Source organism: Uliginosibacterium silvisoli, assembly GCF_036017035.1.
GTDB lineage: Bacteria > Pseudomonadota > Gammaproteobacteria > Burkholderiales > Rhodocyclaceae > Viridibacterium > Viridibacterium silvisoli.
The window spans coordinates 845068-866501 of the sequence record NZ_JAYXHS010000002.1; the positions used below are offsets into that span (position 1 = coordinate 845068).

Consider the following 21434-nt stretch of genomic DNA (forward strand, 5'->3'; position numbering starts at 1 on the left):
TTAAGACAACACCCCCGGCAAGCTGCTTACCACCCCATGAAAAGAGTCTGTCGCGGCGTCGTGCGTGGCACGACGCCGTCAAAAGGCCGGGCGCTCAGTCGCTCAGTCCCCGAGGTTCAGGCTGAGCTGATCGATAGCGAGCCCGTGATCGTAACCAAAGTTGTTCAGAAAGCTCCAGCGCAGCCACAAGGTCTGACCGGGTAGCCAGCCGGTCGTGCTCAACATGCCACCCAGCGAGCGGCTTGCGGCGGGGCTGTGACCGTCGAGCGGTACACCGCTGACCGAACCCAGCTCGGGCGACGGTGAGTCGAAGTCGAAGCCGCGACCGGGGCGCACCCAGGACTGGACATCGCCAAGGCGCTCGCCGATGCCGAATTCGAAGACGATGGTATTCACGTCGTCGCTTTGCGCCTGGCGCCACTGCTGCCCCTGAAACGCGATCTTCAGGCGCGTGATCTCGACTGAGCCTCCGTGACGCAGCGCTAGCGCGGCATAACCAGCCTGCCCGCCCGGCGCTGGTGTGCCGAAGTAGAAGGCGCCTGTGCCGACCGCGCCGAGCGCGCGGTCTGTCGAACCCGCCCGGCCATAGCTGTAGAAAGCACCCGAGCCGAGTTGACCGTCGTCGATGCGCAAGGTCGGTGTCACCAAGGGTTGTTCGACGCCATTGAACAGGAACCAGCCGGGCAGTGTCCGGTTGTCGATCCAGCGACTGCTCATTCCGGTGGCCGGCAGCTTGTCGAAGTCCTGCACGTAGCGGAAACGCCCCGTTGCATCGGGCACGACCACGACCTGCGCTACGGCTGTGCCGGCCAGCAAGCCCGACATGAGTGCCGTTGTTACCTTCAAACGCGCGGCCATCATGCGACGCGGACCACTGCGCGGCGACGCCAGACCAGGATACTCAGGACTCCCAGGCCACCCAGCAGCATGCTCAGCGCGGCGGGTTCGGGCACGGCAGATACAGCGGTGGACACGAACAGGTTGTCTATAGCCACGCCGTGGTCATAGCCCGCGCTGTTGTAGTCGATCCAGGTCAGCCACAGCGTCTGGCCAGGCTGCCAGTTCGTGGCGATGTCGCCACCCATGTAAACGATGCCGTTGAGATTGCCGTCGTTTGCGTAGCCTGCAGTGGAGGCGGTGTTCCTGATTGCCGTGTTGTACTTGAAGTCGCTGCCCGGATTGATCCAGTTCTGCACCGACGCGAAGCTGTCACCGTAGCCAATGCGGAAATCCATGGTGTCGGTGGACTGGTTGTTCTCGCCGACGCGCCATTGCTCGGCATCCCACAGCACTGTGATACCGCTCAAGGCAGCACCACTGTCGTTGCGCAGCGCCAGTGCCATGTAGCTGGAGATTGCGTTCTCGGCCGGGCTACCGAGGTAGGTGCCTCCGGTTGCGACTGAGCCCAGTGCGCGATCCGTGTTGCCATCGAGGCCGAAGCTGTAAACGTAGCCGCTCGACTCGCCTCCGGCGCTGGCACGGTAGTAGGTGAGCGCTGCTTTCTGGCCATTGAACAACGACCATCCCGGCAGCGTCTTGTCGTTGGTCCAGGCTCGATTGGCCGTGGTCGAGTTCACGGACGAGAGGCTGTCGAAATCCTGCGTGTACTCGAAGCTCTGGAAGAGCCCCGATGGATCGGTTGTCAATGTGAGGCTGACTGCCGCATGTGCGGCGGGCAACGTCGTGGCGAGGACTGCGCAAAGCAGTGAGGTACGAAACATCATTGGTGAGAATCTCCGTCAAAGGGGTGAGAGTCTGGTGGTGCATGCCTTAGGCATACGAAGGGATTTCAAGCGGGTGCCAGTCGGCGCTGCGAGGTTCCAGGCTGGGTCTGCCAGCTCCCGCCGCGCCATGTCTGGTAGTCGCGCGACTCGACCGTGCTGACGAAGTACCACTCCGCCTTGCAGCTGCCGGGCGTTGCAGTAATCACCATGAAGCCGCGATGAGATGCTTCGGCGTAGCGCAAGCCCGGGCAGTTGGCGAGCAGCCATTGCTCCATTTGCTCGGGCGTATCGGTCGGGCGTGAAGCCTCCATCCCCGGCGAGCTGACCCCTGGCGTAGCGAACTCGATACCAACCGCGCGACCCTGTGCATCGCTGAGTTCATTGGCCCAGGCGTTGTGTGTGTCGCCGGCCAGCACGACCAGATTGCGATCGAGGTCGGCTGCAGCGTTCAGCAGTTTGGCGCGATCGGCGCCGTAGCCGTCCCACGCATCGAGGTTGGTCGGCACCCAGGGTTGGGCAAGGATGTAGCGCTCCGCACGGCTCAACGGCTGGCCTGCATCGGCACGGGCCTGCAAGGCCTCATAGCCCGCGAAGGAGATCTGGCCCAGCGCGATGGACGCCGGTATCCGTGTCTCGGCCATGCGCACCTGTTGGCCGACTACCTGCCAGGTTGCTTGCGATGCAGCCATCTGGCCCTTCAGCCAGTTCATCTGCGTGGCACCGAGGATTTCGCGGTCAGCCGCGTTGGCGGCTGCGTCCAGCGCGGCGCCATTCACGCCCTGGGCGTCAATGAAGCTGCTGTATTCCAGTTGCTTGTTGCGTGCAATCAACCGCGTCTCCAGCATGTGCAGCGACAGCAGCGTGCCCCAGTCGAACGAGCGGTAGATGAGCATCGGCGCCGACGGGTCTGGCAGCCGCGTTGGCAGCCACTCGTGATAGGCGCGCAGCGCCGCGGCCTGGCGTGTGGCGAACGGGCCTTCGGTCGCCTCGGTGTGATTGGTGGCACCACCGGCATAGGCGTTGTCGGCAACCTCGTGGTCGTCCCAGATTGCAATCAGTGGCAGCGCTGCGCTGATCGCCTGCAGGTCCGGGTCGCTGCGGTATTGCGCGTAGCGCAGGCGGTAGTCGGCCAGGCTGAGGCATTCATTGGCCGGCAGCACCTCGCGACCCAGCGCCGCAGCATTGGCAGACGCGTAGCCGTTGCGATCGTATTCGTAGATGAAGTCACCCAGGTGCAGCGCTGCATCCAGGTCGTTCATGCGCGCAGCCTGCGCATAGGCGTGGAACATGCCAGCCGGATAGTTGGCGCAGGAAAATACCGCCAGCTTGACCTGACTGACATCACCGACAGGCAGCGTTCGTCCACGGCCAATCGGTGAGTAACGGCCACCACATAGAAAGCGGTAGTAGTGCAGCGTGCCGGCCTGCAGGCCGGCAACATCCACCTTGACCGTGAAGTCGCGACTGGCGTTGGTGGGCTGGAGACCGCTGCGCACGACGCGCGAAAAGCCCGGGTCGGTGGAGACCTCCCAGTAAACACGTGGTGCCGCATCGCCCACGGCAGTGATGCGGGTCCAGATCACGAGCCGGTCCGCCAGCGGATCACCACTGGCCACGCCATGCGCGAAGTTGTAGGTGGCAGCGTGGGCCTGGCCGGGCTGCAGGCCGGCGAATGCGGCAATCGCAGCGGTGCTGATACCGCCGAGAAATTCGCGACGGCGGTTAAGAAAGTGTTTGTCTCGGAGACTCATGGATATCGAGGGTTCGTTGTTAGGCGATCACGCCTTGAGGGCATACCCGTCGCGGTCGAACAGATCCGGCCGTTGGAGCAGGATGTCTTCCGGCGGGGCTGGAAGGCGTGCCCTCAGGTTATGGATTTCATGTGACCGGCAGGTCATCAATTCGATGCACATATTCGTGGCCAACTATTGATCCGGTCTATGGATTCAGCCGCAACGAGCCGCACCGGATTCGCCGACAAGTCGTTGGCGCATTCGATGAGAGGAGCAAGCCAGGCGAGATGGCGGAGATGCTCGGGCGGCAATCTCTCCGAATGGGCAAGCGCGCATTCGATGGGGCAGGGACATCAAGCAGTCACACTCAGCCGATAAGCTCACTGTCTCTATCGACACATGGAAAGAGCAGTTCGTATGCGATTCAGCCACCCATACGTGATCTCACGTGCATTGATCACGGTCGTCCTGTGTTCGCTGCAGATGACCGCCTCTGCTGAAGACGGCGTCGAAGATCCGCGGTTTGCGGCACCGCTTGTCGTTGGGGGCGAATCCGCTTGTGGATCGCAACCGATCCTGGCTCACAGGACGCGGGCAAATACAGTGATGAGCATCCTGCGTGCGCCCAAGGGCGCGAATGGCAAAGAGTTCGTCGAGGTGAGTGGCAACGCCCGGAAGAAAGACAGTGCGAGCTGTGTGATCGATGTGCGCTTCGAGAAGCCTTTCGAGGAAGCGCGCACGATGGGTATCGATCTCTCCGGGGTGGAGCACAAGACGCCAGGCGCGACAGCGAGCCTGACGGTAACGCTAGGCAGGCAGAAGCATGTGTTCGACTATCCGCGAGGCCGCGTGCTGGATGCTTCGACGGGTAAAGTGGTCAAGCGCTTTCAGATGATCGATCTGCCGGCAGGCACGACGCGCGTGCGGATCGCAGTCGCAGCCAAGGCGGCGCGCACGGCCTACGAGGATTCCGCGGCGATCGGTTTTGATGAGATGCATCTGTGTTTTATCAGTCCCGAGGAAATTCCCGAGTTCTGTGGGGCGCCGGGGTTTCCAAATCCACGAGTCATGCCTTGAAGACGGGCTGAGTCGTCGTTGTCTCTGTAGGTCGGAAAAGCAAAGCGCCTTCCGACATCAAGCTTTCAAACGCGTGTGGTGGTCGTTTGCGAGTCGGGATGTCGGAAGGCGCTTTGCTTTTCCGACCTGCGCAAAGCGTTTGCTGCCTAACCGCCGAAGGTGATGGAATAACCCCAGGATTCGATCCGGGCCGGGATCGCATTGAATGCCATCGAGATACGTCGTTCCCCCTGATTGGGCGGCACGGCGTGCATGAGGTAGCTGGGGAAGAGTGCCATGTCGCCCGGGTCGGGTGCAGGGCTGACCCATTTGTCAGCGTTGTAGGGGCCTTGCGCGGTGCCCGCGTGGTCGTTGCGGAAGGCGAAGTCGGTGCCGCCGGGTGATTTCATGAAGACCGTGCGCGATTCCGGGTGCGTGGGTGTGAGATAGACGACGCCGGAGATGAAGCTGTTGGCGTGGTTGTGCATGGCCTGACGACCGCCTTCGTCGAGCACATTGACCCACATCTCCTTGATGGCCCAGCCCATGCGCTCGCCGAACAGCAATGCGCCGAACTCGCTGAGCTTCGGCGTGATGAGTGCTGCGGCCTGACCGAGCAGTGGGCTCTCGTCCGGCCGGAGCATGCGCGTGTGCGAGAGATTGCCGGAAGCGTTGTTCTCCTGCACGGCCTGTGCGGTGAAGTGTTCGGCGAGGCCGCGCACGAGTGCGGCATCGAGCACTGCCGGTGCGCGCATGAAGGGGATGGGGAAGAGGCCGATGATCTGATCCATGTCGTGTCTTCTTGCTGTGCGTGCGTGTTGATCAGCGATGCGTGTGCGCTGCGTTTTTCCTGGCGACGTAGCTGCGTGTCGCGGGGGCTTCGACCGGCACCACATGGATGTTGCCGTGACGCACGCCGGTCTCCGCCTTGATGGCTTCGGCGAAGGCGACAATCTTCGTCGTCTGGCCCTTGAGGAATACCGTTTCGATGCAGGTCTCGTGGTCGAGGTGCGCGTGCATGGTCGACATGGTCATGTCGTGATGATCGTGTTGCAGATCGGTGAGGCGTTCAGCGAGGCGGCGTTCGTGATGGTCATAGACGTAGCTCAGCACGGCCACGCATTGCTTGGCCGTGCCGTTGGCAACGGAGGATTCGCCGAGCTCGCGGCGCAGCAGGTCGCGTACGGCTTCGGAGCGATTGGCGTAGCCCTTGCGCTGCATCAGCTCTTCGAAAGCGCTGGCCAGTTCGTCGTCGAGAGAAATCGTCAGGCGTTGCATGCGGTGCTCCTGCAATAGTCCGATCTGCCTACTTCAAGCCATGAGGTCGCGTAATCCGCAGGTAACGGCACGTATGAATAATTCAGAAAAATTCATACAAACACGTTTGCGGAGTGGCAATGAAGAAGCAGTGGGCATTGATGCTGGTGTGTGTCGGGGTGAATGCCGGAACGAACGAGGCCGCCATGGCCGCCGACGAGCCAGCAATAGAACCCGTCATCGTAAAGGGCAATTATGACAATCCTGTTGGCAGCACCGATGCGGCCAGCGCCGGCACGGTCACGAGCAAGCTGATTGCCAATCGCCCGGCGCTGCGCACGGGCGAGATCCTCGAGTTCGTGCCGGGCGTGATCGTCACGCAGCACAGTGGTGACGGCAAGGCGAACCAGTATTTCCTGCGTGGTTTCAATCTCGATCACGGCACCGACTTCTCGACACGTGTCGACGGCATGCCGATCAATATGCGCACGCATGCGCACGGCCAGGGCTACACCGATCTGAATTTCCTGATTCCCGAACTGGTGAGTCGCATCGACTACCGCAAGGGCCCGTATGCGGCGGAAGACGGCGACTTCGCAAGCGCCGGGGCGGCCTACATGCGTCTGTTCGATCGCCTGCCGCAAGGCATTGCATCCGTCACGGTCGGCGAGAACGGTTTCGGTCGAACCTTGCTCGCCGATTCGAAAGACATCGGCGCTGGCACCTTCCTCTACGGTCTCGACATGGGGCACAACAGCGGCCCGTGGGAAGTGTCGGAGAACCTGCGCAAGTTCAACGGTCTGCTGCGCTTCAGCCAGGGCACGGAGAAAGAGGGCTGGCACGCGACGGCGATGGGGTATGGGTCGCAATGGCGCGCGACCGACCAGGTGGCCAATCGCGCGGTGGCCGATGGTTCGATCGGCCGCTTCGGGACACTGGATGGCAGCGACGGTGGCAAAACCTCGCGCTACAGCCTGTCGCTCGGCGCCGATGGCAAGGCAGGCGCAGGGCGCTACAGTGCGTCGGCTTATGCCGTGCGTTCGCGCCTCAACCTGTTCAGCAATTTCACCTACTTCCTCGATCACCCGAGCGACCTGGGTGATCCCGTCAATGGTGACCAGTTCGAGCAGGCCGAGAAGCGCGATCTCGTGGGCTTCGATACGAAGTACATGTGGCCCGCAGAGCTTGGGGGGCTGACCATGCTCAACACGCTTGGCCTCACTGGGCGCTACGACAAGCTCGGCCCCGTCGGACTTTATTCGACCGAGGAGCAGCGACGCGTTTCCACGACGCGTGAAGACACGGTGCGCGAAGGCAGCTACGGCGTGTGGTTCGAGAATTCGACTGACTGGACGCGCTGGCTGCGCAGCGTGGCGGGCGTGCGCTTCGACGAATACAACTTCGACGTGAAGAGCAGCCTGCCGGAGAACAGCGGCAAGAAAGATGCGAAGCTCGCATCACCCAAGTTCTCGCTGATCTTCGGGCCGTGGAGCCAGACGGAGTTCTTCCTCAACTGGGGCCGCGGTTTTCACAGCAACGATGCACGCGGCACGGTGCAGACAATCGATCCAAAAACGGGCACACCTGTCGATGCCGTCACGCCACTCGTGAAGACACGCGGCGAGGAGATCGGCGCACGCAGCGAGTGGTTGCCCGGCCTGCAGACATCGCTGGCGGTATGGCGACTGAAGTCGGATTCGGAACTGGTCTTCGTCGGTGACGCGGGCACGACCGAGGCCAGCCGTCCAGGCAAGCGCAACGGTGTCGAGTGGAACAACCACTACGTCGCCAGGCCGTGGCTGCTGTTCGATGCGGATTTGTCCTGGTCGAAGGCGCGTTACGCCGATGAGTCTCCGGACGGCAACTACATTCCGGGTGCGATCGAACAGGTGGGTACTTTCGGTGTAACGCTGGACAGCCTCGGGCCGTGGTCGGGTCAGTTTCAGTTGCGTTACTTCGGACCGCGTGCGCTGATCGAAGACAACAGTGTGCGTTCCAGCTCGACGACGCTGGCATACATGCGTGTCGGCTACGCTTTCACGCCGGCCACGAAACTGTCACTCGATATCTTCAACCTGTTCGACCGCAAGGCCAGCGACATCGATTACTACTACACCTCGCGTCTCAAGGGCGAAGACCCGGCAGGTGTGGATGACATCCACTCCCATCCTGTCGAGCCGCGTACGTTCAGGGTGAGTCTCGTGCACCGCTTCTAGCACTGAACTCCCGCAATACTGCTTCATCGGTTAAGCCTCCTTGTGGAGGCTTTTTTTTTGCGATTTGCATCCTGGTTTGAAGTGCAGTGACCGGCAGGTGACCTTGTGATTTTCGGCAAGCCTTGCAGCTGTGGATGCATGACGTTTTTCTGGGGCGTCGTATTCGTTGCAGGGAGGGACTATCGATCGTTGTATGGATGAAATATTTCTTTTTCATGATGTCGATAGTCGTGCTGTGGAAATTCTTCTTCGGGATACTGCAGGAATGACATGCACAGAATGACGAAGCAAACCTTCGATTTCCTGTCACCGGCAGAAGCAGTGCGGGCGCGGTTCTACAGATGCTTATGGCATTCGTTGGCGGGCGCGATTATTGCGATGTCGCCGCCGGTAGCTTTGGTTTGAGAAGTGCTGCCAGTCCCGCAGCCCGCTGCGCATACCCGCATGGAGGTTATTGATGAAGTTCCCCGCAAAACTCTGCATGGCCCTCGCGCTCACCGGAGCGATGAATGCCTACGCTGTCACGTCATTGCAAGATGGCAGTACGTTCTCGAAGATCGTCAATGTCGATTCAGGGTTCGCATTCACGCACACCTACAACTTTCATCTGGACTTCACGGGGCCGGCCATCATCGGCGCCAGTGTCCAGGAGCTGAAGGTTGCAGATCTTCTGGATATCGACTGGGCTGACGCGAACGCATTCGTCGTGCGCGATGCGCTGAACAACGTGCTGTTCAGCGCAGGCGAGACGGGGCCCATCGGCAGCTTCTCTTTCGACTCGCTGTTGCTGTCCACGTCCGACTTCTCGATCACCCTGGCGGGCGAAGGGATCGGCAAGCTGGATCCAGCGGGCACTTACGCCATCGCTCTGTTTGCGGCACCGACGCAGGTAACGCCTGTGCCGGAACCCGCGTCGGGCGCGATGCTGCTTGGCGGCGCTGCCTTGCTGGGCTTCATGGCGCGTCGTCGTACGCAGCGCTGACCTGACCCGCGCGCGGGCTCGTCGATCGGCGAGCTTGCGTGCTCATCATTCCGACTTAGTGGAATTGCGCGCCGTCGGCTGGTCTGGGTGTGGTCGGTGGTGAGTTCGATTTCGGGCTTGAGGGCGTTGCAGCCGGTTCGCTCTCCGCCGCAATGAACATCCAGTCGTGATAGACCGGCGTATCGCCTGCATCGCTGGGCAACACCACATAGTCCGGTAGCTTGCTGCGGATCGCTTCCTTCTGTGAGTGGCTGCGCAGGCCGACGACACGGCCGTCGGCAATCTGCACATCCCAGTCACGCTTGCCCGTCATCGGATCGCGAAAGATCTGGCGCATGTGACGCACCGGAAACGGGAAGCGCTTGTCTTCGAGCAGGTCTTCCAGCGCGACGGGTGCGGTCGGCGTGCCTTCCGGGCTGTGCGCCTTATAGCTGGCCATGGCCTGGCTGAATTGCTTGCCGATGAAGAGCAGCTCGGCCTCGCGCTGGCGCTGCGTCGTCGTGCTCCAGTTCTGGCCGAACGAGGCGAGCAGCAGCCCGACGATGGCGAGCGCGAACAACAGGAACAGATAGGCAAAGCCGCGCATGCGGTGACGACCCGTGCGCAGGCTCGATGTGCGTTGTGCGGCTTTCATTGCTCTGCCAGCGGCTGGCCCTCGGCCGTTGCACCCGTTGCGCCGCTGTGCACATCGAACACCCCATTGCCTCCGCCCGGCGCTTCGACAGTCCAGGTGTCGCGACTGCCGGTGTGCGGGTCCTCGGGAATCGTGCGCAGGTATTTGCGCGTAACGAGTTCATCGAGTGTCGCGGGCCAGGTGTCGGTATCCGCATGGAACTTGTCGATGGCATCGCGCATGACGGCGAGGCTCTGGCGCAATGCGTTGTCGCGTGCGTGCTCGACGTGATTGAAATAGCGCGGCGCGGCGATCGATAGCAGCACGCCGATGATGGCCATCACTACTAGTAGCTCGATCAGCGTGAAGCCTCGGAGGGCGCGTCGCATGCTCACCACTCCCGGTACCTCACGCCGTTGAGTCCTGTCTTCGCTGACATCGAATACACGTCGAACACATCTGCACCGTCGCGCGGGGTGTCGGGTGGGCTCGCATAGCTGCGCTTGCCCCAGGTCTCGGCGGCGGAGAGGGACGCATCAGGGTTCATCGGATCGCGCGGCACCCGACGCAGGAAGTAGATCTGCTTGTCCTTCGCATTGCTCGCGTCCTTCACGCCCTCGGCGAGTTCTTCCAGCGAGTGTGGATAGCCCGACTCATCGACGGATTTGACGATGCGGCCATCCGCCGTTGCGCGCTTGTATTCGTCGATGGCTTCGCGGATCTGGCGCAACGCAATACGCAATTCCGATTCACGCGCGCGTTGCGAGACGAGGCTAGCGACCGGGTAGGCGGCAGAGGCGAGGATGCCGACGATGGCGACCACGATGACCATCTCGATCAGCGTGAAGCCCGAGCCTCGACCGCGCCCTTGCACCTGATGCATTACCTGCCGACCTTGATGGCGAGTGGTTGCGGGTTGTTGGTCGACACGTCGTCGGCGCTGGCGCTGACACGTGCAGCGCTGACCTCGATCATGCCGTCGCCGTTGCCATCAATCTTTGCGCGTAGACGCAGCTGCGCGCTGGCGGAGTTGCCGGAGGGCGCCAGGCTGAGCGTGGCACTGCCGCCACTGGCAGGTACGCCCACCTGTTCGAAGAGTGTGCTGTCCCAACTGACCGTGGTTTCTGCCACACGGATTGCGCTCTCCGCCGAGGCACTGACCGTTACTGAAAACTCCTGCCCTGGCGCAATGCGGCTGGGGCCAGCCAGGGTGAGCGTCGCGCCCATGCCTTCGTTAGGAACGGGCGAGGAGGGTGGTGGCGGAGGTGGTGCAGGCGGTGCTGCTGCCTGGCCGGCATTGCCGCTACCGCGTACATCCAGCGAGCGTGGCGGTGTTGGCGTGGTCACGCGCATCGGTGCTGTGCCGACACTGGCATCGGTACCCGCCGCCATGCTGGTACGTGACAGTGCCGTGGGGCTGATGTTGCGCACCACGCGTGGCGTGATGAGCAGGATGATCTCGGTCTTGGTATTGCTGTTGTTCGAGTTCGAGAAAAGATGACCGAGCATGGGCAGGCGACCGATACCGGGAACGTGCTGACCGGTGCTGCGTTCTTCGTCGGAGATCAGGCCGGCCAGCACCTGTGTCTCGCCATCGCGCAGGCGCAGCGTGGTGTTCGTGTTGCGGGTACCGATCTGGTAGGCCAGCGAGTTCTGCGGACCGACGACTTCCTTGGTGACGCTGGAGACTTCCAGACCGACCTTGATCTCGACGTCGTCATCGAGGTGGATGGTGGGCTCCACGTCGAGCTTGAGACCGACGTCGAGATAATTCACCGAGGCTGACACGCCGACGTTGGCCGTCGACGTCGTGGTGAACACCGGCAGCTTGTCGCCGATGTGGATCTTCGCCTTCTCGCGATTTCGCACGCGGATGCGCGGGTTAGCGAGGATATTGCTGCTGCCGTCCTGATCCTTGAGGTTGAGCAACAAGGCCGGATTGGAGACAAAGGGCACCATCGCGCTGGCGTGATTGAGGTTGACGTAACCCTGTTGCAGCTGCCCACCGAGATTCGTCGATTGTGTCGTGCCGGTGGTGGTGGTGACGACGGACTGGGTCGTCGGTTGCAGCAGGCCGAAGCCGACCTGCTCGGGGAACTGCACACCAATGCCGATCAGGCGCGAACGCAGGACTTCCAGCACTTCGACTTCCAGCATCACTTCAGGATCAGGCACGTCGAGTTGCTGCACGAGGCGCTCGGCCATGCGCACGGCATCCGGTGTGTCCTTGATGATGAGCAGGTTGAGCTTCTCGTCTATGAAGGTGTCGCGTGTCTTGACGACCGACTTGATCAAAGCCTGGGCCTGCTTGGCGTCTGTGTTGGCGAGATAGAAGGTACGTGTCACCAGCTCCTGGTAGTCGCGCTGCTTGGCGGCGATGGCCGGGTAGATGAGCATCGAGTTCTCGTTGAGCATCTTGCGCTCGAGGCCGTTGGTGGTCAGCACCATGCGGATGACTTCGTCGATGTTGGTATTGCGCACGAACACGGTCACCTTGCCGTCGGCGCGCACGTCCTTGTCGAACACGAAGTTGATGCCCGCTGTGCGCGAGATGGCTTCGAAAACGCTGCGCAGTGGCGTGTCGCGAAATTCGAGCGTAATGGGCTTGGCGATGTTGCTCTTGAGCACCGGAGCGTCCGGTACGGCTGAACCCTGTGCGTCGTCGATACGACGCAGCAGGTTGCGGACCGCAGGGTTGCCCGGGTTATCCGCCAGCAAGCCGCGCGCAATGGTCTCTGCCTCGGCGAGCTGTCTCTTCTGGAACAGGTTCTCGGCGTCACGCAGTCGGTCTGCGCGTCGGGTGTCCTCGGACAGCGCACGTTGCATGAGTTGCACGCGCTGGTTGTCCGGGTCCATACGCTGCGCCATGTTTGCCTGGCGCTTTGCTTCGTCCGCATTGCCGGCGTTGCGCGCACGATCGGCAGCAGTCAGGGCCTGAGCGACCTGCTGGTCGCGCGTGCGGAAGTAGATGAGCCGCGCTTCCTTGTTCGTCGGGTCCGCCTGCATCGCCTCCGCCGCCACGGCGAGGGTGGCCTCGGGTCCTCCGGCCTCGATGAGTCGGGCGGTGGACTCGCTTCGGGCTGGCGGTGGGGTCGTACAGGCGGCCAGTTGGGCGCAGATCAATAGCGCCACGGCGAGCTGCCTGGGCGTTCGTCCGGGGTATGGCCACGCGAAGGTTGGAGCGTTCATGGAGTCGGTGTGAAATCGGTGTGCGGTCGTTGGTGTGGCGCTGATCTGGAATCAACGTCCGAAATTCAGGGTCTGGCGCTCGGCGAGCGGCAGGTATTCGAATTGCATGCTGGTGTCGCCTATCTCGAGCACGCGATATTGCCCGGCCAGTGTGTCGCCCTTGCGTGCGATCAAAAGCTGGCCGCCGCTGTCGAGGAACACGGCCCGCTCCTTGGGGCTCGCATCCGCGCCGTCTGCATTGGCGGTGCCGGCATTGCGGCCATCGTCGCCATCACGCAGCACGCCGAGGTATTTGAAGTTCAGCGGCGGTGCAACCGGCTTGGGTGGCGGAGGTGGCGGTGGAGGCGGGGGCTCGAAGCTGGCCGTGACAAAAGGGTCGTCGCTCATCTTGTCCATGGCGTCGCGCGGCTTGAAGCCACGTGCGATCAGCGCCAGCGCCTCGGCCGGATCGCGCTGATCGGCCTTGGCCGTGGGCGACTTGCGTACTGTGCTGGCGCTGCTGCGTGCGCGCTTGCTGGTGCTCTGCTGCGGCTCCTCATCGAAGCCGCTGACCCACCAGCTGACCAGCACGACGGCCACCAGTGCGATCCAGATCTTGTACTTCACAAGAGCTTTCACGGTGTACTCCGCAGCAGTAGCTGGAAGCGCACACGCGCGTCGAGGTTCGGGTTGCCGATGCCATTGCGGCGCAGCTCCAGTCCGTCCAGCGTGAGCGAGGGCAAGGTCTTGAGCAGCTCGGCGATCCAGCTGCGCAGGTCTGCGTAACTGCCCGTCACCGGGATGTCGATCCGCACGCGCACGAGCGGTGTACCGGGTTCCGGCGCATCACGGTAGTCGGCGCGCGTGTCGCGCAGGTTGTTCTTCCGCGCCGCGCGATGCAGGGTCAGCAAGGCTTCGGGCAGCGTGCTGCGGGCGGGGAAGGCGGCGTAGAACTCACGCAGACGCGTTTGCGGCGAGGCCGCTTCCGGTGCCTTGTTGCGGCTGGCCACACGCAACTGCTTGCGCTGCTGCTCGACCGCGGCGATCTGCTCGCGCATGGGGCGTGTGGCACTTAGCACGACGGCGACGGAGCTCGCGATGAGCATGCCTGCGACCAGTGCCGGCCAGCCTGCGCGATGCAAGATGCGCTGCACGGCCGCGGCAAGCATCTGCAGCGTGGTGCGCAGCGCGCTCCAGTCAGGGCGCTGGAGCTTCCTGCGACTCAGTTGCTCGAACCTCATGCTTCACTCCGCCAACGCGCGCTGAGCTTGAACTGCACCAGGTCCTGCGAGCCCACTTTATGGAATTCGTAGTTCTGTACCTGCACACTGGCGAAGCCAGGTTGCTTACCGATGCGTTTGGCGTAATCGAAAACCGCTTCCAGCGAACGTGCTTCGCCGGCGAGGTTGATCTGCGCCTTGCCGGCATCCGCATCGAGCGACAGCAGTGCAATGTCTTCATTGCCAGCCGCTTCGAGTTGCGGCACGAGTTGCGGCCAGGGTTCCTGCAATCTGGCCGCGATCTGCGCTGCGCGGCGCAGGTCGGCCTCGGGCACGCGTTCCTGCTTGCGTGCGCGCTGCAGCCCGTTGGCGCGCTCTTCCAGACGTTGTGCGCGTGCGAGTTGCTGCTGTGCTTCGTCGAGGCGCTCCTGTACGTCGAAGTACTCGAGCACGACGGCGGCGCTGGCCAGCACGGCGGCGAGCAGCAGCAGCCAGCCGAGCAGGGACGGGCGTTGACGTTGCGCGACGAAGTCCAGCGTGAAAGCTGGTGGTGCGGGATTGAAAAGCTTCATGTCAGGCTGCCGTTACCTTGTCTCGCGTGCGGCGACCAGTGTTGCTATCCACGACATCGACAGGTTCCGGCGCAAGCCACTCCACGTTCCAGCCTTCCTGCAGCGCCACCGCGAAGGGCTTGATGGCGCCCGCGATGTAGAGCGTGCCGTTCACCATCGGTGGTTCGACGCGCGCCAGCATCTGCGCGCAGAGCGCGGTCAGCGCTTCGCCATCGGCGGCGGCAAATGCCTGTGTGCTGATCGCCAGCCAGTTGCGATGGCGCCACAGGCCCAGGCACACGCGACCTTCTTCGATCAGCGCAAAGGCGCCGACATGTGCCGACAGGCTACGCCGCACGTGGTTGAAGTAGTCGGAGAAGCTGGTGCGCAAGCTGCGCAGCTTGAGCTTGTGGCGCTCCGCCAGTGCGCTGACGGCAGCCATCAACTTCTCGCCGACCGCCACGGCGGGCGTCGCTTCGTTGACGTAGGCGGGTTCGGCAGCGATATGCCAGCTGTCTGCATCGCGGCCATACACATTGCGGAACGCGGCCTTGAGGAAGGCCGTGCGCTCGCGCGGGTTGCGCACGCCTGCCGGAAAGCGCACGACCTGCACGCGCGTCAGTGCGCTGTCGAGCACTACGTCGAGCTGGGAGCAGGAAGCGACGTCTGACAGCTTGAGCGTGTCGAGCTGTGCTTCGAAAGCGTCGGCCGGCGCGGCGTCAGAAGTCGTCGCTGCGCCGGCTGGCCAGCGTTGCCAGGCACCGCCGCGCAGGCTGCCGGCGGACACGGAGTAACCAGCGTTGCCGAGCCGCAAGGTCAGCACCTTATGCGATGAACGTAACACGGTTGAGTTCCTGTAGTGTGGTGTCGCTGCGGGCGACCAGAGACATGCCGGCTGCACGCAAGGGCTTGAAGCCCTTGGCCAGCGCGGCCTGCTTGAGTGCGCGCAGCGGCGCGCGTTCGGTGATGAGTTCGCGCAACTCATCGTCGAGTGGCAACACTTCGGCTATCGCGCGCCGGCCGCGATAACCGCTGCCACGGCAATGGCTGCAGCCCGTGCCATGCATGAAATGGAAGCCCGTCGTGTCGCTCAGCGCCGATTCGTCGAGTAGTTCCTGTGTCGGCGAATCGTCGGTGCGGCAGTGCGTGCAATTGACGCGCAACAGACGCTGCGCAATGACCACGTTCAATGCTGCAACCAGGTTGTAGGGATCGATGCCCATGTGCATGAAGCGGCCGATCACGTCGAACACATTGTTGGCGTGCACTGTGGTGAATACGAGGTGGCCGGTGAGGGCGGCCTGCACGGCGATCTCTGCCGTGTCGCTATCGCGGATCTCGCCGACCATGATCTTGTCCGGGTCGTGACGCAGGATCGAGCGCAGCCCGCGCGAGAAGGTCAGGCCCTTCTTCTCGTTGACGGGAATCTGCAGCACGCCCGGTAACTGATACTCGACCGGGTCTTCGATGGTGACGATCTTCTCGAGGCCGGTATTGGTCTCACCGATGGTGGCGTAGAGCGTCGTTGTCTTGCCGCTACCGGTCGGGCCGGTGACGAGCAACATGCCATATGGTTCGTTGGCGAGGCGGCGGATCTGCGCGCGCGTGGCGTCGTCGTAGCCGAGCGAAGCCAACGTGAGGCCGCTCATCTCTTCGGTGAGGTGTTCCTTGTCGAGCACGCGCAGCACGGCGTCCTCGCCGAAGATGCTCGGCATGATCGACACGCGGAAGTCGACCTCGCGCCCATTGGCGTTGGCCTTGAAGCGGCCGTCCTGCGGTACGCGGCGCTCGGCAATGTCGAGCTCGGCCAGCACCTTGATCCGCGAGATGACCTGCTCGGCCATGTCGCTGCCCTGCACGCTGCCGACGCGCGACAGCACACCGTCGATGCGGTACTTGATGTGCAGGCCGCCAGCGACGGATTCGATGTGGATGTCGGACGCGCTCTGGCGCAGCGATTCGTAGAGCGTGGAGTTCACCAGCTTGACGACGGGGCTGTCGTCCTCGCTGATGCGACGTGCGGAAATATCCTCCGCATCACCTTTCGCATGCGCGCGGTTGGCGTTGTCCTGGCCGGCCTGCATGCCGCCGACCATCTGCTGGCTCTCTTCGATGCGTGCATGTGCAGCGGTCAGCGTGTCGCGCGTGGCCAGCGCCATGCGGAACGGCGTCTGGATGCTGTGCCCCAGCCAGCTGGCCAGCGTTGCATTGAAAGGGTCGGTCACCACGGCGAACAACTGCCCCGATGCGTCGCGCGCGGCGATGCATTCGCGACGCAGGCATTCCTCGAAGTGCAGGATGTCGAGCGCGGGCGTCCAGCCCAGCAGGCTCGGTGCATCGACGACACGCATGTGCAGCAGCGCGCCGAGGGATTCCAGTGCGGCTTCGCCATAGCGGGCGACGATGAAGTCGACCAGGCGTTGTTTCGTGGCGAGTGCTTCGGCGCGCAGCGCATCGAGCGACGCCATGTCGAGCTTCGGGATGGAGAGCAGATGCGAGGCGGGCGCGTTCACTGGATCGTCTCCGCCAGCTGGAAGATCGGCAGGTACATCAGCACCACGATGCCGCCGATGACCACCCCGATGACCAGCATGAGCGCCGGACCGATGAGGCGCGTGAGGTAGTCGACCCAGCGCGAGATCTCTTCTTCGTGAAACGCTGCGACGCGTTCGGCCATGTCGCCGAGGCTGCCGCTCTTCTCGCCGACGCGCAGCAAGCGTTGCGCAACGTTCGTAGTGAGGCCGTGCGTGGTCAAGGTGTCGGTCAGGCTGCGGCCTTCACGCACCTGTGCAATCGCCGCATCGAGTTTGTCGCGCAAGGCGACCGTCAGCAGGTCGCGCGACATCTGCATCGCCTGTATCGCGGGAATGCCTCCACGCAGCAGCATCGATAGCGTGCGGTAGAAGCGTGCGAGCTGGAACACGCGCAGGTTCTCGCCGACGCCCGGCAATTGCCAGGCCGCACGCGCCAGGCTGGCGCGAGTGGCCGGCAGGCGCAGCACGGCAACGATCGCCGCAATGCACAGCACGACAACGGCGAGCATGGCACCGGCATGCTCCGACATGAGCTTGCCCCAGTCGATCAACATGCGCGAAGCGAGGGGCAGGTCGCCGCCGGCTTCCTCGAAAACGCCGGAGAAACGGGGCACGACATAGCCGAGCAGGAAGAGTACGACGAGGCCGCCGACCGAGAGCAGCATCACCGGGTAGATGGCCGCACTGACGATCTTGTTGCGCAGCGTATCCGTCTGCTGGCGGTAGGCGATGTAGCGGGCGAGTGCCTGGTCGAGATCGGAGGTCTTCTCCGCTGCGCGCACCATGGCGACGAACAGCTCGGGAAAGACGCCACTCTGCGCTTGCAGCACGCCGGAGAAAGTGAGGCCGTTACGCAGGCCATTCAGCAGCGCATCCATGGTGCTGCGCACGGCGGGGCGCGTCTCGCGCTCGGCGAGTGTCTCGATGGATTCCACCAGCGGCAGGCCGGACTCGAGCAGGGCCAGCAACTCCTGCGCGAAGAGTTGCAGCGGGAATTTCTGTGAGCCCCGCGACAGTCCCACCGAAGCCTGCGTGACGGACAGTACCGACAGGCCGCGCGCAAGCATCTGCTGGTGCACGTCGGCTTCGCTGGCCGAATCCATCACCAGTTCCGCGAGCGCCATCTCGCTATCGAGTGTCCTGACCTTGAAGCGTGCCATGACTAAAACATCACCAGTTGACGATGTCTTCGGCTTCGCCTGTGCCACCGGGCTGGCCGTCCTTGCCGAGCGAGAGCAGGTCGAACTCGCCATGCTCGCCGGGTGCCTTGTATTGATACGGGTGATGCCAGGGATCTTCCGGCACGCCCTTCTTCAGGTAAGGGCCTTTCCATTGCGGTACGTCGCCGGGCGCCGTGACCAGCGAAGCAAGTCCCTGTTCGGTGGTCGGGTAGCTGCCCACATCGAGCCGGTACGCGTCGAGCGCCTTCTCCAGCGAGTCGAGCTGCGCGCGTGCCGTCTTTACCTCGGCCTTGCCGATATGCGCGAAGAATTTGGGGCCGACATAGCCCGCCAGCAAACCGATGATCACCATCACTACCAGCAGCTCGAGCAGGGTGAAGCCTGCGATGCGATGTGCGGTGTCTCGTCGGTGGCGGACCGTGCGTGTAGTCATTTTGTAATACATCGGATCGTCAGAAGACCGTAACTCTAGTGTTGGAAAAAGACACTGATATTGCGGTCGCTGAATCTGTCGACGGGCAGTGTCGATCAAGCGTGCACGCGTAGCGTGTACAGGTTGCAATTTCATTGCAGCGCCATCCTCCTATCGGAACGTGTTGTGACGTAGTGCCGACATCCGGCCTGTAATGCCGGATGCCTACGATGTGCGCAGAGCCCGCTGATGCAGGTGGGCGGTCTGAGCTGCACACATTCGGGAGAGCATCATGAATACGTTCAAACGCGCGCTGCTGGGCTTGTCGCTCAGCCTGGGTCTCGTGGCACACGCTGGCGCGACGACGGTCGACCTCACGGCTGACGGCCAATGGCATACCTTCGATGTCGATTCGTTCAGCTCCCTGTCGGGCGGCCTCGAGTGGATTGATTACACGGATGGCAGCGTGCTGTCGTTCCGCATCAACAACAGCGCGCCGGTGCTGCTGACGGTTGCCGACGGCGGTTTTGCCGGTGACATATTCCTGGTGAAGGACGGCAACGTGTCGCTTGGCTCGACATCGGCCGCAGTCAACAACTACCCCGTCTCCATCGGTCTTGATTTCGATTCAGCGCTGAGCAATCCGCTCTACAGCAAGGGCAGCTTCGTGCTCGCACCGGGCAGTCACCTCATCACCGGCGTGCTGACGACCTCGGCACTGAGCGACTTCGGTGCGCTCGACGCCACGGTCGGCGGCGTGATGTTGCAGGCCGTGCCTGAGCCGGCCGAGTGGGCCACGCTCGCCGCCGGCCTCTTCTTGCTGTCCGTCACCGCACAACGCTCACGCCGCAAGTGATTGCGTCGCCTGTGTCCGTTGTCATGCAAAAAAGCATTCAGGAGAATTGAAATGAAACTGCACCATGCAATCCTCGCATGCGCTCTGGGCGCCGCCTCCGTGGCGTGTTCCGCAGCGCCTGTCAGCTTCAAGATCGTGTCGTTCAACGACTTCCACGGCAATCTGCAATCACCGGGTACCTTCCGCCCGAATTCGACCAGTGCTGCCGTGGCCGTGGGCGGTATCGACTACATGGCGGCCTACGTGGCAGCTGCGAAGGCCGCCAATCCGAATACTGTTGTCGTCTCTGCGGGTGACATCATCGGCGCGAGTCCGCTGATCTCGGCTTTCTTCCATGACGAAGGCACGATCGAGACGATGAATCGCCTCGGTCTGGATTTCAACGCCGTTGGCAATCACGAGTTCGACGATGGCAAGACCGAGCTGCTGCGCATGCAGAACGGCGGTTGCCACCCGACCGATGCGGCCAATAGCTGCAAGGGCGCAACCGTGGGTACGCCCGTGCCGTTCGAAGGCGCGAAGTTCAAGTTTCTATCGGCGAACGTGGTCGATACGGCAAGCGGCAAGCCCCTGTTTGCCCCGTATGGCATCAAGCAGTTCGGCAATGTGCGCGTCGGCTTCATCGGCCTGACGCTGGCCGAGACGCCCAGCATCGTCACCCCGAGTGGTGTGGCCGGCCTGAGCTTCAAGGATGAAGTGGCGACGATCAATGCGCTGGTGCCACAACTGCGCGCACGCGGTGTCGAGACCATCGTGGTGCTGATCCATCAGGGCGGCTTCCAGGACACGACGGCAAATCCGTCGATCACCGATATCAACGGCTGCACCAGCGCCAACGGCAGCAACCAGCTGGATGCGTCGGACAGCTCGGCGCATTTCAAGGACATCGTCAGCAAGCTCGACGATGCCGTGGATCTGGTGATCTCCGGCCATACGCACGCGCCGTACAACTGCCAGTTGCCGAACAAGATCGGTCGCAAGATTCCTGTGACCAGCGCCAGCGCATTCGGTCGCGTGGTGACCGAGATCGACGTGACGGTAGAGTCGACCAATAATCAGCTGGTGAGCATCAACGCGGTCAACAAGCTGGTCGATCGCACCAACCTCGCGATCACACCTGACGCCACCATCCAGGGCATCGTCAATGGTTATAGCAGCCTCGTTGCGCCGCTGGCTGGCGCTGTCATCGGCACCATCACCGCTCCGCTGTCGAACGGTGTCGATGCCTCCGGCAACATGCCTGCCGGCGCGCTGATTGCCGATTCCCAGTACCTGGCGACGCAGCCTGCCGATTTTGGCGGCGCCGAAGTGGCCTTCATGAATCCGGGTGGCGTGCGCAACCCAGGTTTCACGGCAGCACCTTTCCCGCATGACGTGACCTACGGCGAGGCCTTCACGGTCCAGCCTTTCGGCAATAGCCTCGTGACCGTCACGCTGACCAACCAGAACCTCAAGGACGTGCTGGAGCAACAGTTCAGCGGCTGCATGGGTCAAACGACGCAGAAAATCCTGCTGCCGTCTGCGCAACTCAAGTACCAGTGGGACAGCACGCTGCCTCTTTGCGGCAAGGTGAAGAATGTGGTGCTCAACGGCGAGACACTTGTGGATGCCTGCGGCGTGGTGCAGAGCCCGACAGCGACGCATCGTGTGACGATCAACAACTTCCTGTCCACCGGCGGTGACGGTTTCACGGTGTTCAAGAGCGGCACCAATCTGCTCGGTGGCGCGCAGGACATCGATGCGCTGATTGCCTACCTGTTGGCATTCAAGAGCCCGAACGCAGCCTACGACCAGACTGTTCCCGCATTGGCCTTGCCGCGTGTAACGAAGGTGAGCACGGGCGCCTGCAGCGCGCCTTGATAAAACGTTGACTCGTGATGTGTTGAGGCCTGTCTCCGTACGGAGGCAGGCTTTTTTTTGTACTGGCTTTG

21 protein-coding genes are annotated in these 21434 nt (G+C 62.7%); 5 read left to right on the plus strand and 16 right to left on the minus strand.

All coding sequences use genetic code 11. The features are described 5' to 3' along the window. Positions 1-102 precede the first annotated feature (102 nt). From VVD49_RS13535 to VVD49_RS13545, 3 genes are all read right to left on the minus strand, one after another. Complete coding sequence (locus VVD49_RS13535; protein WP_327599710.1) at positions 103-861, minus strand: hypothetical protein; 759 nt, start codon at positions 859-861, stop codon at positions 103-105. Further along, positions 858-1724: a PEP-CTERM sorting domain-containing protein gene (locus tag VVD49_RS13540; protein ID WP_327599711.1), complete on the minus strand. Its 867-nt coding sequence runs from the start codon at positions 1722-1724 to the stop codon at positions 858-860. Before VVD49_RS13540 ends, VVD49_RS13535 begins: the two co-directional genes overlap by 4 nt. Positions 1725-1789: 65 nt before the next feature. Further along, the gene (locus VVD49_RS13545) at positions 1790-3475 is read right to left on the minus strand and encodes an alkaline phosphatase D family protein (RefSeq protein ID WP_327599712.1); all 1686 of its coding nucleotides are present in this window, start codon (positions 3473-3475) and stop codon (positions 1790-1792) included. Between the two features lie 588 nt (positions 3476-4063). Between VVD49_RS13545 and VVD49_RS13550 the strand changes: the two genes are divergently transcribed. Beyond that, complete coding sequence (locus tag VVD49_RS13550) at positions 4064-4534, plus strand: hypothetical protein (protein WP_327599713.1); 471 nt, start codon at positions 4064-4066, stop codon at positions 4532-4534. A gap of 146 nt (positions 4535-4680) precedes the next feature. On the opposite strand, the gene VVD49_RS13555 is transcribed toward VVD49_RS13550, so the two are convergent. Together VVD49_RS13555 and nikR are read right to left on the minus strand one after the other, a co-directional pair. Continuing rightward, the gene (locus VVD49_RS13555; protein ID WP_327599714.1) at positions 4681-5304 is read right to left on the minus strand and encodes a TIGR02466 family protein; all 624 of its coding nucleotides are present in this window, start codon (positions 5302-5304) and stop codon (positions 4681-4683) included. A 31-nt stretch (positions 5305-5335) separates the two neighbouring features. Further along, positions 5336-5791, minus strand: a complete 456-nt coding sequence (nikR, locus tag VVD49_RS13560; RefSeq protein ID WP_327599715.1) for a nickel-responsive transcriptional regulator NikR — start codon at positions 5789-5791, stop codon at positions 5336-5338. A gap of 119 nt (positions 5792-5910) precedes the next feature. Here nikR and VVD49_RS13565 point away from each other — a divergent pair, with 119 nt between their 5' ends. Next, on the plus strand, positions 5911-7986 hold the full coding sequence (locus tag VVD49_RS13565; protein ID WP_327599716.1) for a TonB-dependent receptor: 2076 nt from the start codon (positions 5911-5913) through the stop codon (positions 7984-7986). 457 nt (positions 7987-8443) lie between these two features. Next, on the plus strand, positions 8444-8968 hold the full coding sequence (locus VVD49_RS13570) for an FxDxF family PEP-CTERM protein (RefSeq protein WP_327599717.1): 525 nt from the start codon (positions 8444-8446) through the stop codon (positions 8966-8968). Between the two features lie 55 nt (positions 8969-9023). Here the strand turns inward: VVD49_RS13570 and VVD49_RS13575 are convergent, their stop codons facing one another. From VVD49_RS13575 to gspG, 11 genes are all read right to left on the minus strand, one after another. Next, a complete protein-coding gene (locus VVD49_RS13575; RefSeq protein ID WP_327599718.1) occupies positions 9024-9602 on the minus strand; it encodes a type II secretion system protein in 579 nt (192 codons plus the stop codon). Continuing rightward, complete coding sequence (locus tag VVD49_RS13580; RefSeq protein ID WP_327599719.1) at positions 9599-9970, minus strand: type IV pilin protein; 372 nt, start codon at positions 9968-9970, stop codon at positions 9599-9601. Before VVD49_RS13580 ends, VVD49_RS13575 begins: the two co-directional genes overlap by 4 nt. 2 nt (positions 9971-9972) lie before the next feature. Next, positions 9973-10464: a type II secretion system protein gene (locus VVD49_RS13585; RefSeq protein WP_327599720.1), complete on the minus strand. Its 492-nt coding sequence runs from the start codon at positions 10462-10464 to the stop codon at positions 9973-9975. Then, positions 10464-12713 carry a secretin N-terminal domain-containing protein gene (locus tag VVD49_RS13590; RefSeq protein ID WP_327599721.1) on the minus strand — a complete coding sequence of 750 codons (2250 nt, stop codon included), beginning with the start codon at positions 12711-12713 and terminating at the stop codon, positions 10464-10466. The genes VVD49_RS13585 and VVD49_RS13590 overlap by 1 nt, the downstream gene beginning before the upstream one ends. A 108-nt stretch (positions 12714-12821) precedes the next feature. Next, a complete protein-coding gene (locus tag VVD49_RS13595; protein WP_327599722.1) occupies positions 12822-13388 on the minus strand; it encodes a hypothetical protein in 567 nt (188 codons plus the stop codon). After that, entirely contained in the window at positions 13385-13990 is a 606-nt protein-coding gene (locus VVD49_RS13600) for a hypothetical protein (RefSeq protein ID WP_327599723.1), read from the minus strand. Before VVD49_RS13600 ends, VVD49_RS13595 begins: the two co-directional genes overlap by 4 nt. Then, positions 13987-14541: a PilN domain-containing protein gene (locus tag VVD49_RS13605; RefSeq protein WP_327599724.1), complete on the minus strand. Its 555-nt coding sequence runs from the start codon at positions 14539-14541 to the stop codon at positions 13987-13989. The genes VVD49_RS13600 and VVD49_RS13605 overlap by 4 nt, the downstream gene beginning before the upstream one ends. A gap of 1 nt (position 14542) precedes the next feature. Further along, positions 14543-15364: a hypothetical protein gene (locus VVD49_RS13610; protein WP_327599725.1), complete on the minus strand. Its 822-nt coding sequence runs from the start codon at positions 15362-15364 to the stop codon at positions 14543-14545. Beyond that, positions 15345-17033, minus strand: a complete 1689-nt coding sequence (locus tag VVD49_RS13615) for a GspE/PulE family protein (RefSeq protein ID WP_327599726.1) — start codon at positions 17031-17033, stop codon at positions 15345-15347. Before VVD49_RS13615 ends, VVD49_RS13610 begins: the two co-directional genes overlap by 20 nt. Then, complete coding sequence (locus tag VVD49_RS13620; protein ID WP_327599727.1) at positions 17030-18214, minus strand: type II secretion system F family protein; 1185 nt, start codon at positions 18212-18214, stop codon at positions 17030-17032. The genes VVD49_RS13615 and VVD49_RS13620 overlap by 4 nt, the downstream gene beginning before the upstream one ends. Before the next feature lie 10 nt (positions 18215-18224). After that, on the minus strand, positions 18225-18668 hold the full coding sequence (gene gspG / locus VVD49_RS13625; RefSeq protein ID WP_327599728.1) for a type II secretion system major pseudopilin GspG: 444 nt from the start codon (positions 18666-18668) through the stop codon (positions 18225-18227). Between the two features lie 271 nt (positions 18669-18939). Here gspG and VVD49_RS13630 point away from each other — a divergent pair, with 271 nt between their 5' ends. Both VVD49_RS13630 and VVD49_RS13635 read left to right on the plus strand, forming a co-directional pair. After that, positions 18940-19503: a hypothetical protein gene (locus VVD49_RS13630; RefSeq protein WP_327599729.1), complete on the plus strand. Its 564-nt coding sequence runs from the start codon at positions 18940-18942 to the stop codon at positions 19501-19503. 51 nt (positions 19504-19554) lie between these two features. Beyond that, on the plus strand, positions 19555-21363 hold the full coding sequence (locus VVD49_RS13635; protein ID WP_327599730.1) for a bifunctional metallophosphatase/5'-nucleotidase: 1809 nt from the start codon (positions 19555-19557) through the stop codon (positions 21361-21363). Positions 21364-21434 lie beyond the last annotated feature (71 nt).

Excerpts from the sequence above, each read along its gene's own strand:
- VVD49_RS13535 (WP_327599710.1), bottom strand. The coding sequence starts at position 861 with ATGATGGCCGCGCGTTTGAAGGTAACAACGGCACTCATGTCGGGCTTG.
- VVD49_RS13540 (WP_327599711.1), bottom strand. The coding sequence starts at position 1,724 with ATGATGTTTCGTACCTCACTGCTTTGCGCAGTCCTCGCCACGACGTTG.
- VVD49_RS13545 (WP_327599712.1), bottom strand. The coding sequence starts at position 3,475 with ATGAGTCTCCGAGACAAACACTTTCTTAACCGCCGTCGCGAATTTCTC.
- VVD49_RS13550 (WP_327599713.1), top strand. The coding sequence starts at position 4,064 with ATGAGCATCCTGCGTGCGCCCAAGGGCGCGAATGGCAAAGAGTTCGTC.
- VVD49_RS13555 (WP_327599714.1), bottom strand. The coding sequence starts at position 5,304 with ATGGATCAGATCATCGGCCTCTTCCCCATCCCCTTCATGCGCGCACCG.
- nikR (WP_327599715.1), bottom strand. The coding sequence starts at position 5,791 with ATGCAACGCCTGACGATTTCTCTCGACGACGAACTGGCCAGCGCTTTC.
- VVD49_RS13565 (WP_327599716.1), top strand. The coding sequence starts at position 5,911 with ATGAAGAAGCAGTGGGCATTGATGCTGGTGTGTGTCGGGGTGAATGCC.
- VVD49_RS13570 (WP_327599717.1), top strand. The coding sequence starts at position 8,444 with ATGAAGTTCCCCGCAAAACTCTGCATGGCCCTCGCGCTCACCGGAGCG.
- VVD49_RS13575 (WP_327599718.1), bottom strand. The coding sequence starts at position 9,602 with ATGAAAGCCGCACAACGCACATCGAGCCTGCGCACGGGTCGTCACCGC.
- VVD49_RS13580 (WP_327599719.1), bottom strand. The coding sequence starts at position 9,970 with ATGCGACGCGCCCTCCGAGGCTTCACGCTGATCGAGCTACTAGTAGTG.
- VVD49_RS13585 (WP_327599720.1), bottom strand. The coding sequence starts at position 10,464 with ATGCATCAGGTGCAAGGGCGCGGTCGAGGCTCGGGCTTCACGCTGATC.
- VVD49_RS13600 (WP_327599723.1), bottom strand. The coding sequence starts at position 13,990 with ATGAGGTTCGAGCAACTGAGTCGCAGGAAGCTCCAGCGCCCTGACTGG.
- VVD49_RS13605 (WP_327599724.1), bottom strand. The coding sequence starts at position 14,541 with ATGAAGCTTTTCAATCCCGCACCACCAGCTTTCACGCTGGACTTCGTC.
- VVD49_RS13620 (WP_327599727.1), bottom strand. The coding sequence starts at position 18,214 with ATGGCACGCTTCAAGGTCAGGACACTCGATAGCGAGATGGCGCTCGCG.
- gspG (WP_327599728.1), bottom strand. The coding sequence starts at position 18,668 with ATGACTACACGCACGGTCCGCCACCGACGAGACACCGCACATCGCATC.
- VVD49_RS13630 (WP_327599729.1), top strand. The coding sequence starts at position 18,940 with ATGAATACGTTCAAACGCGCGCTGCTGGGCTTGTCGCTCAGCCTGGGT.
- VVD49_RS13635 (WP_327599730.1), top strand. The coding sequence starts at position 19,555 with ATGAAACTGCACCATGCAATCCTCGCATGCGCTCTGGGCGCCGCCTCC.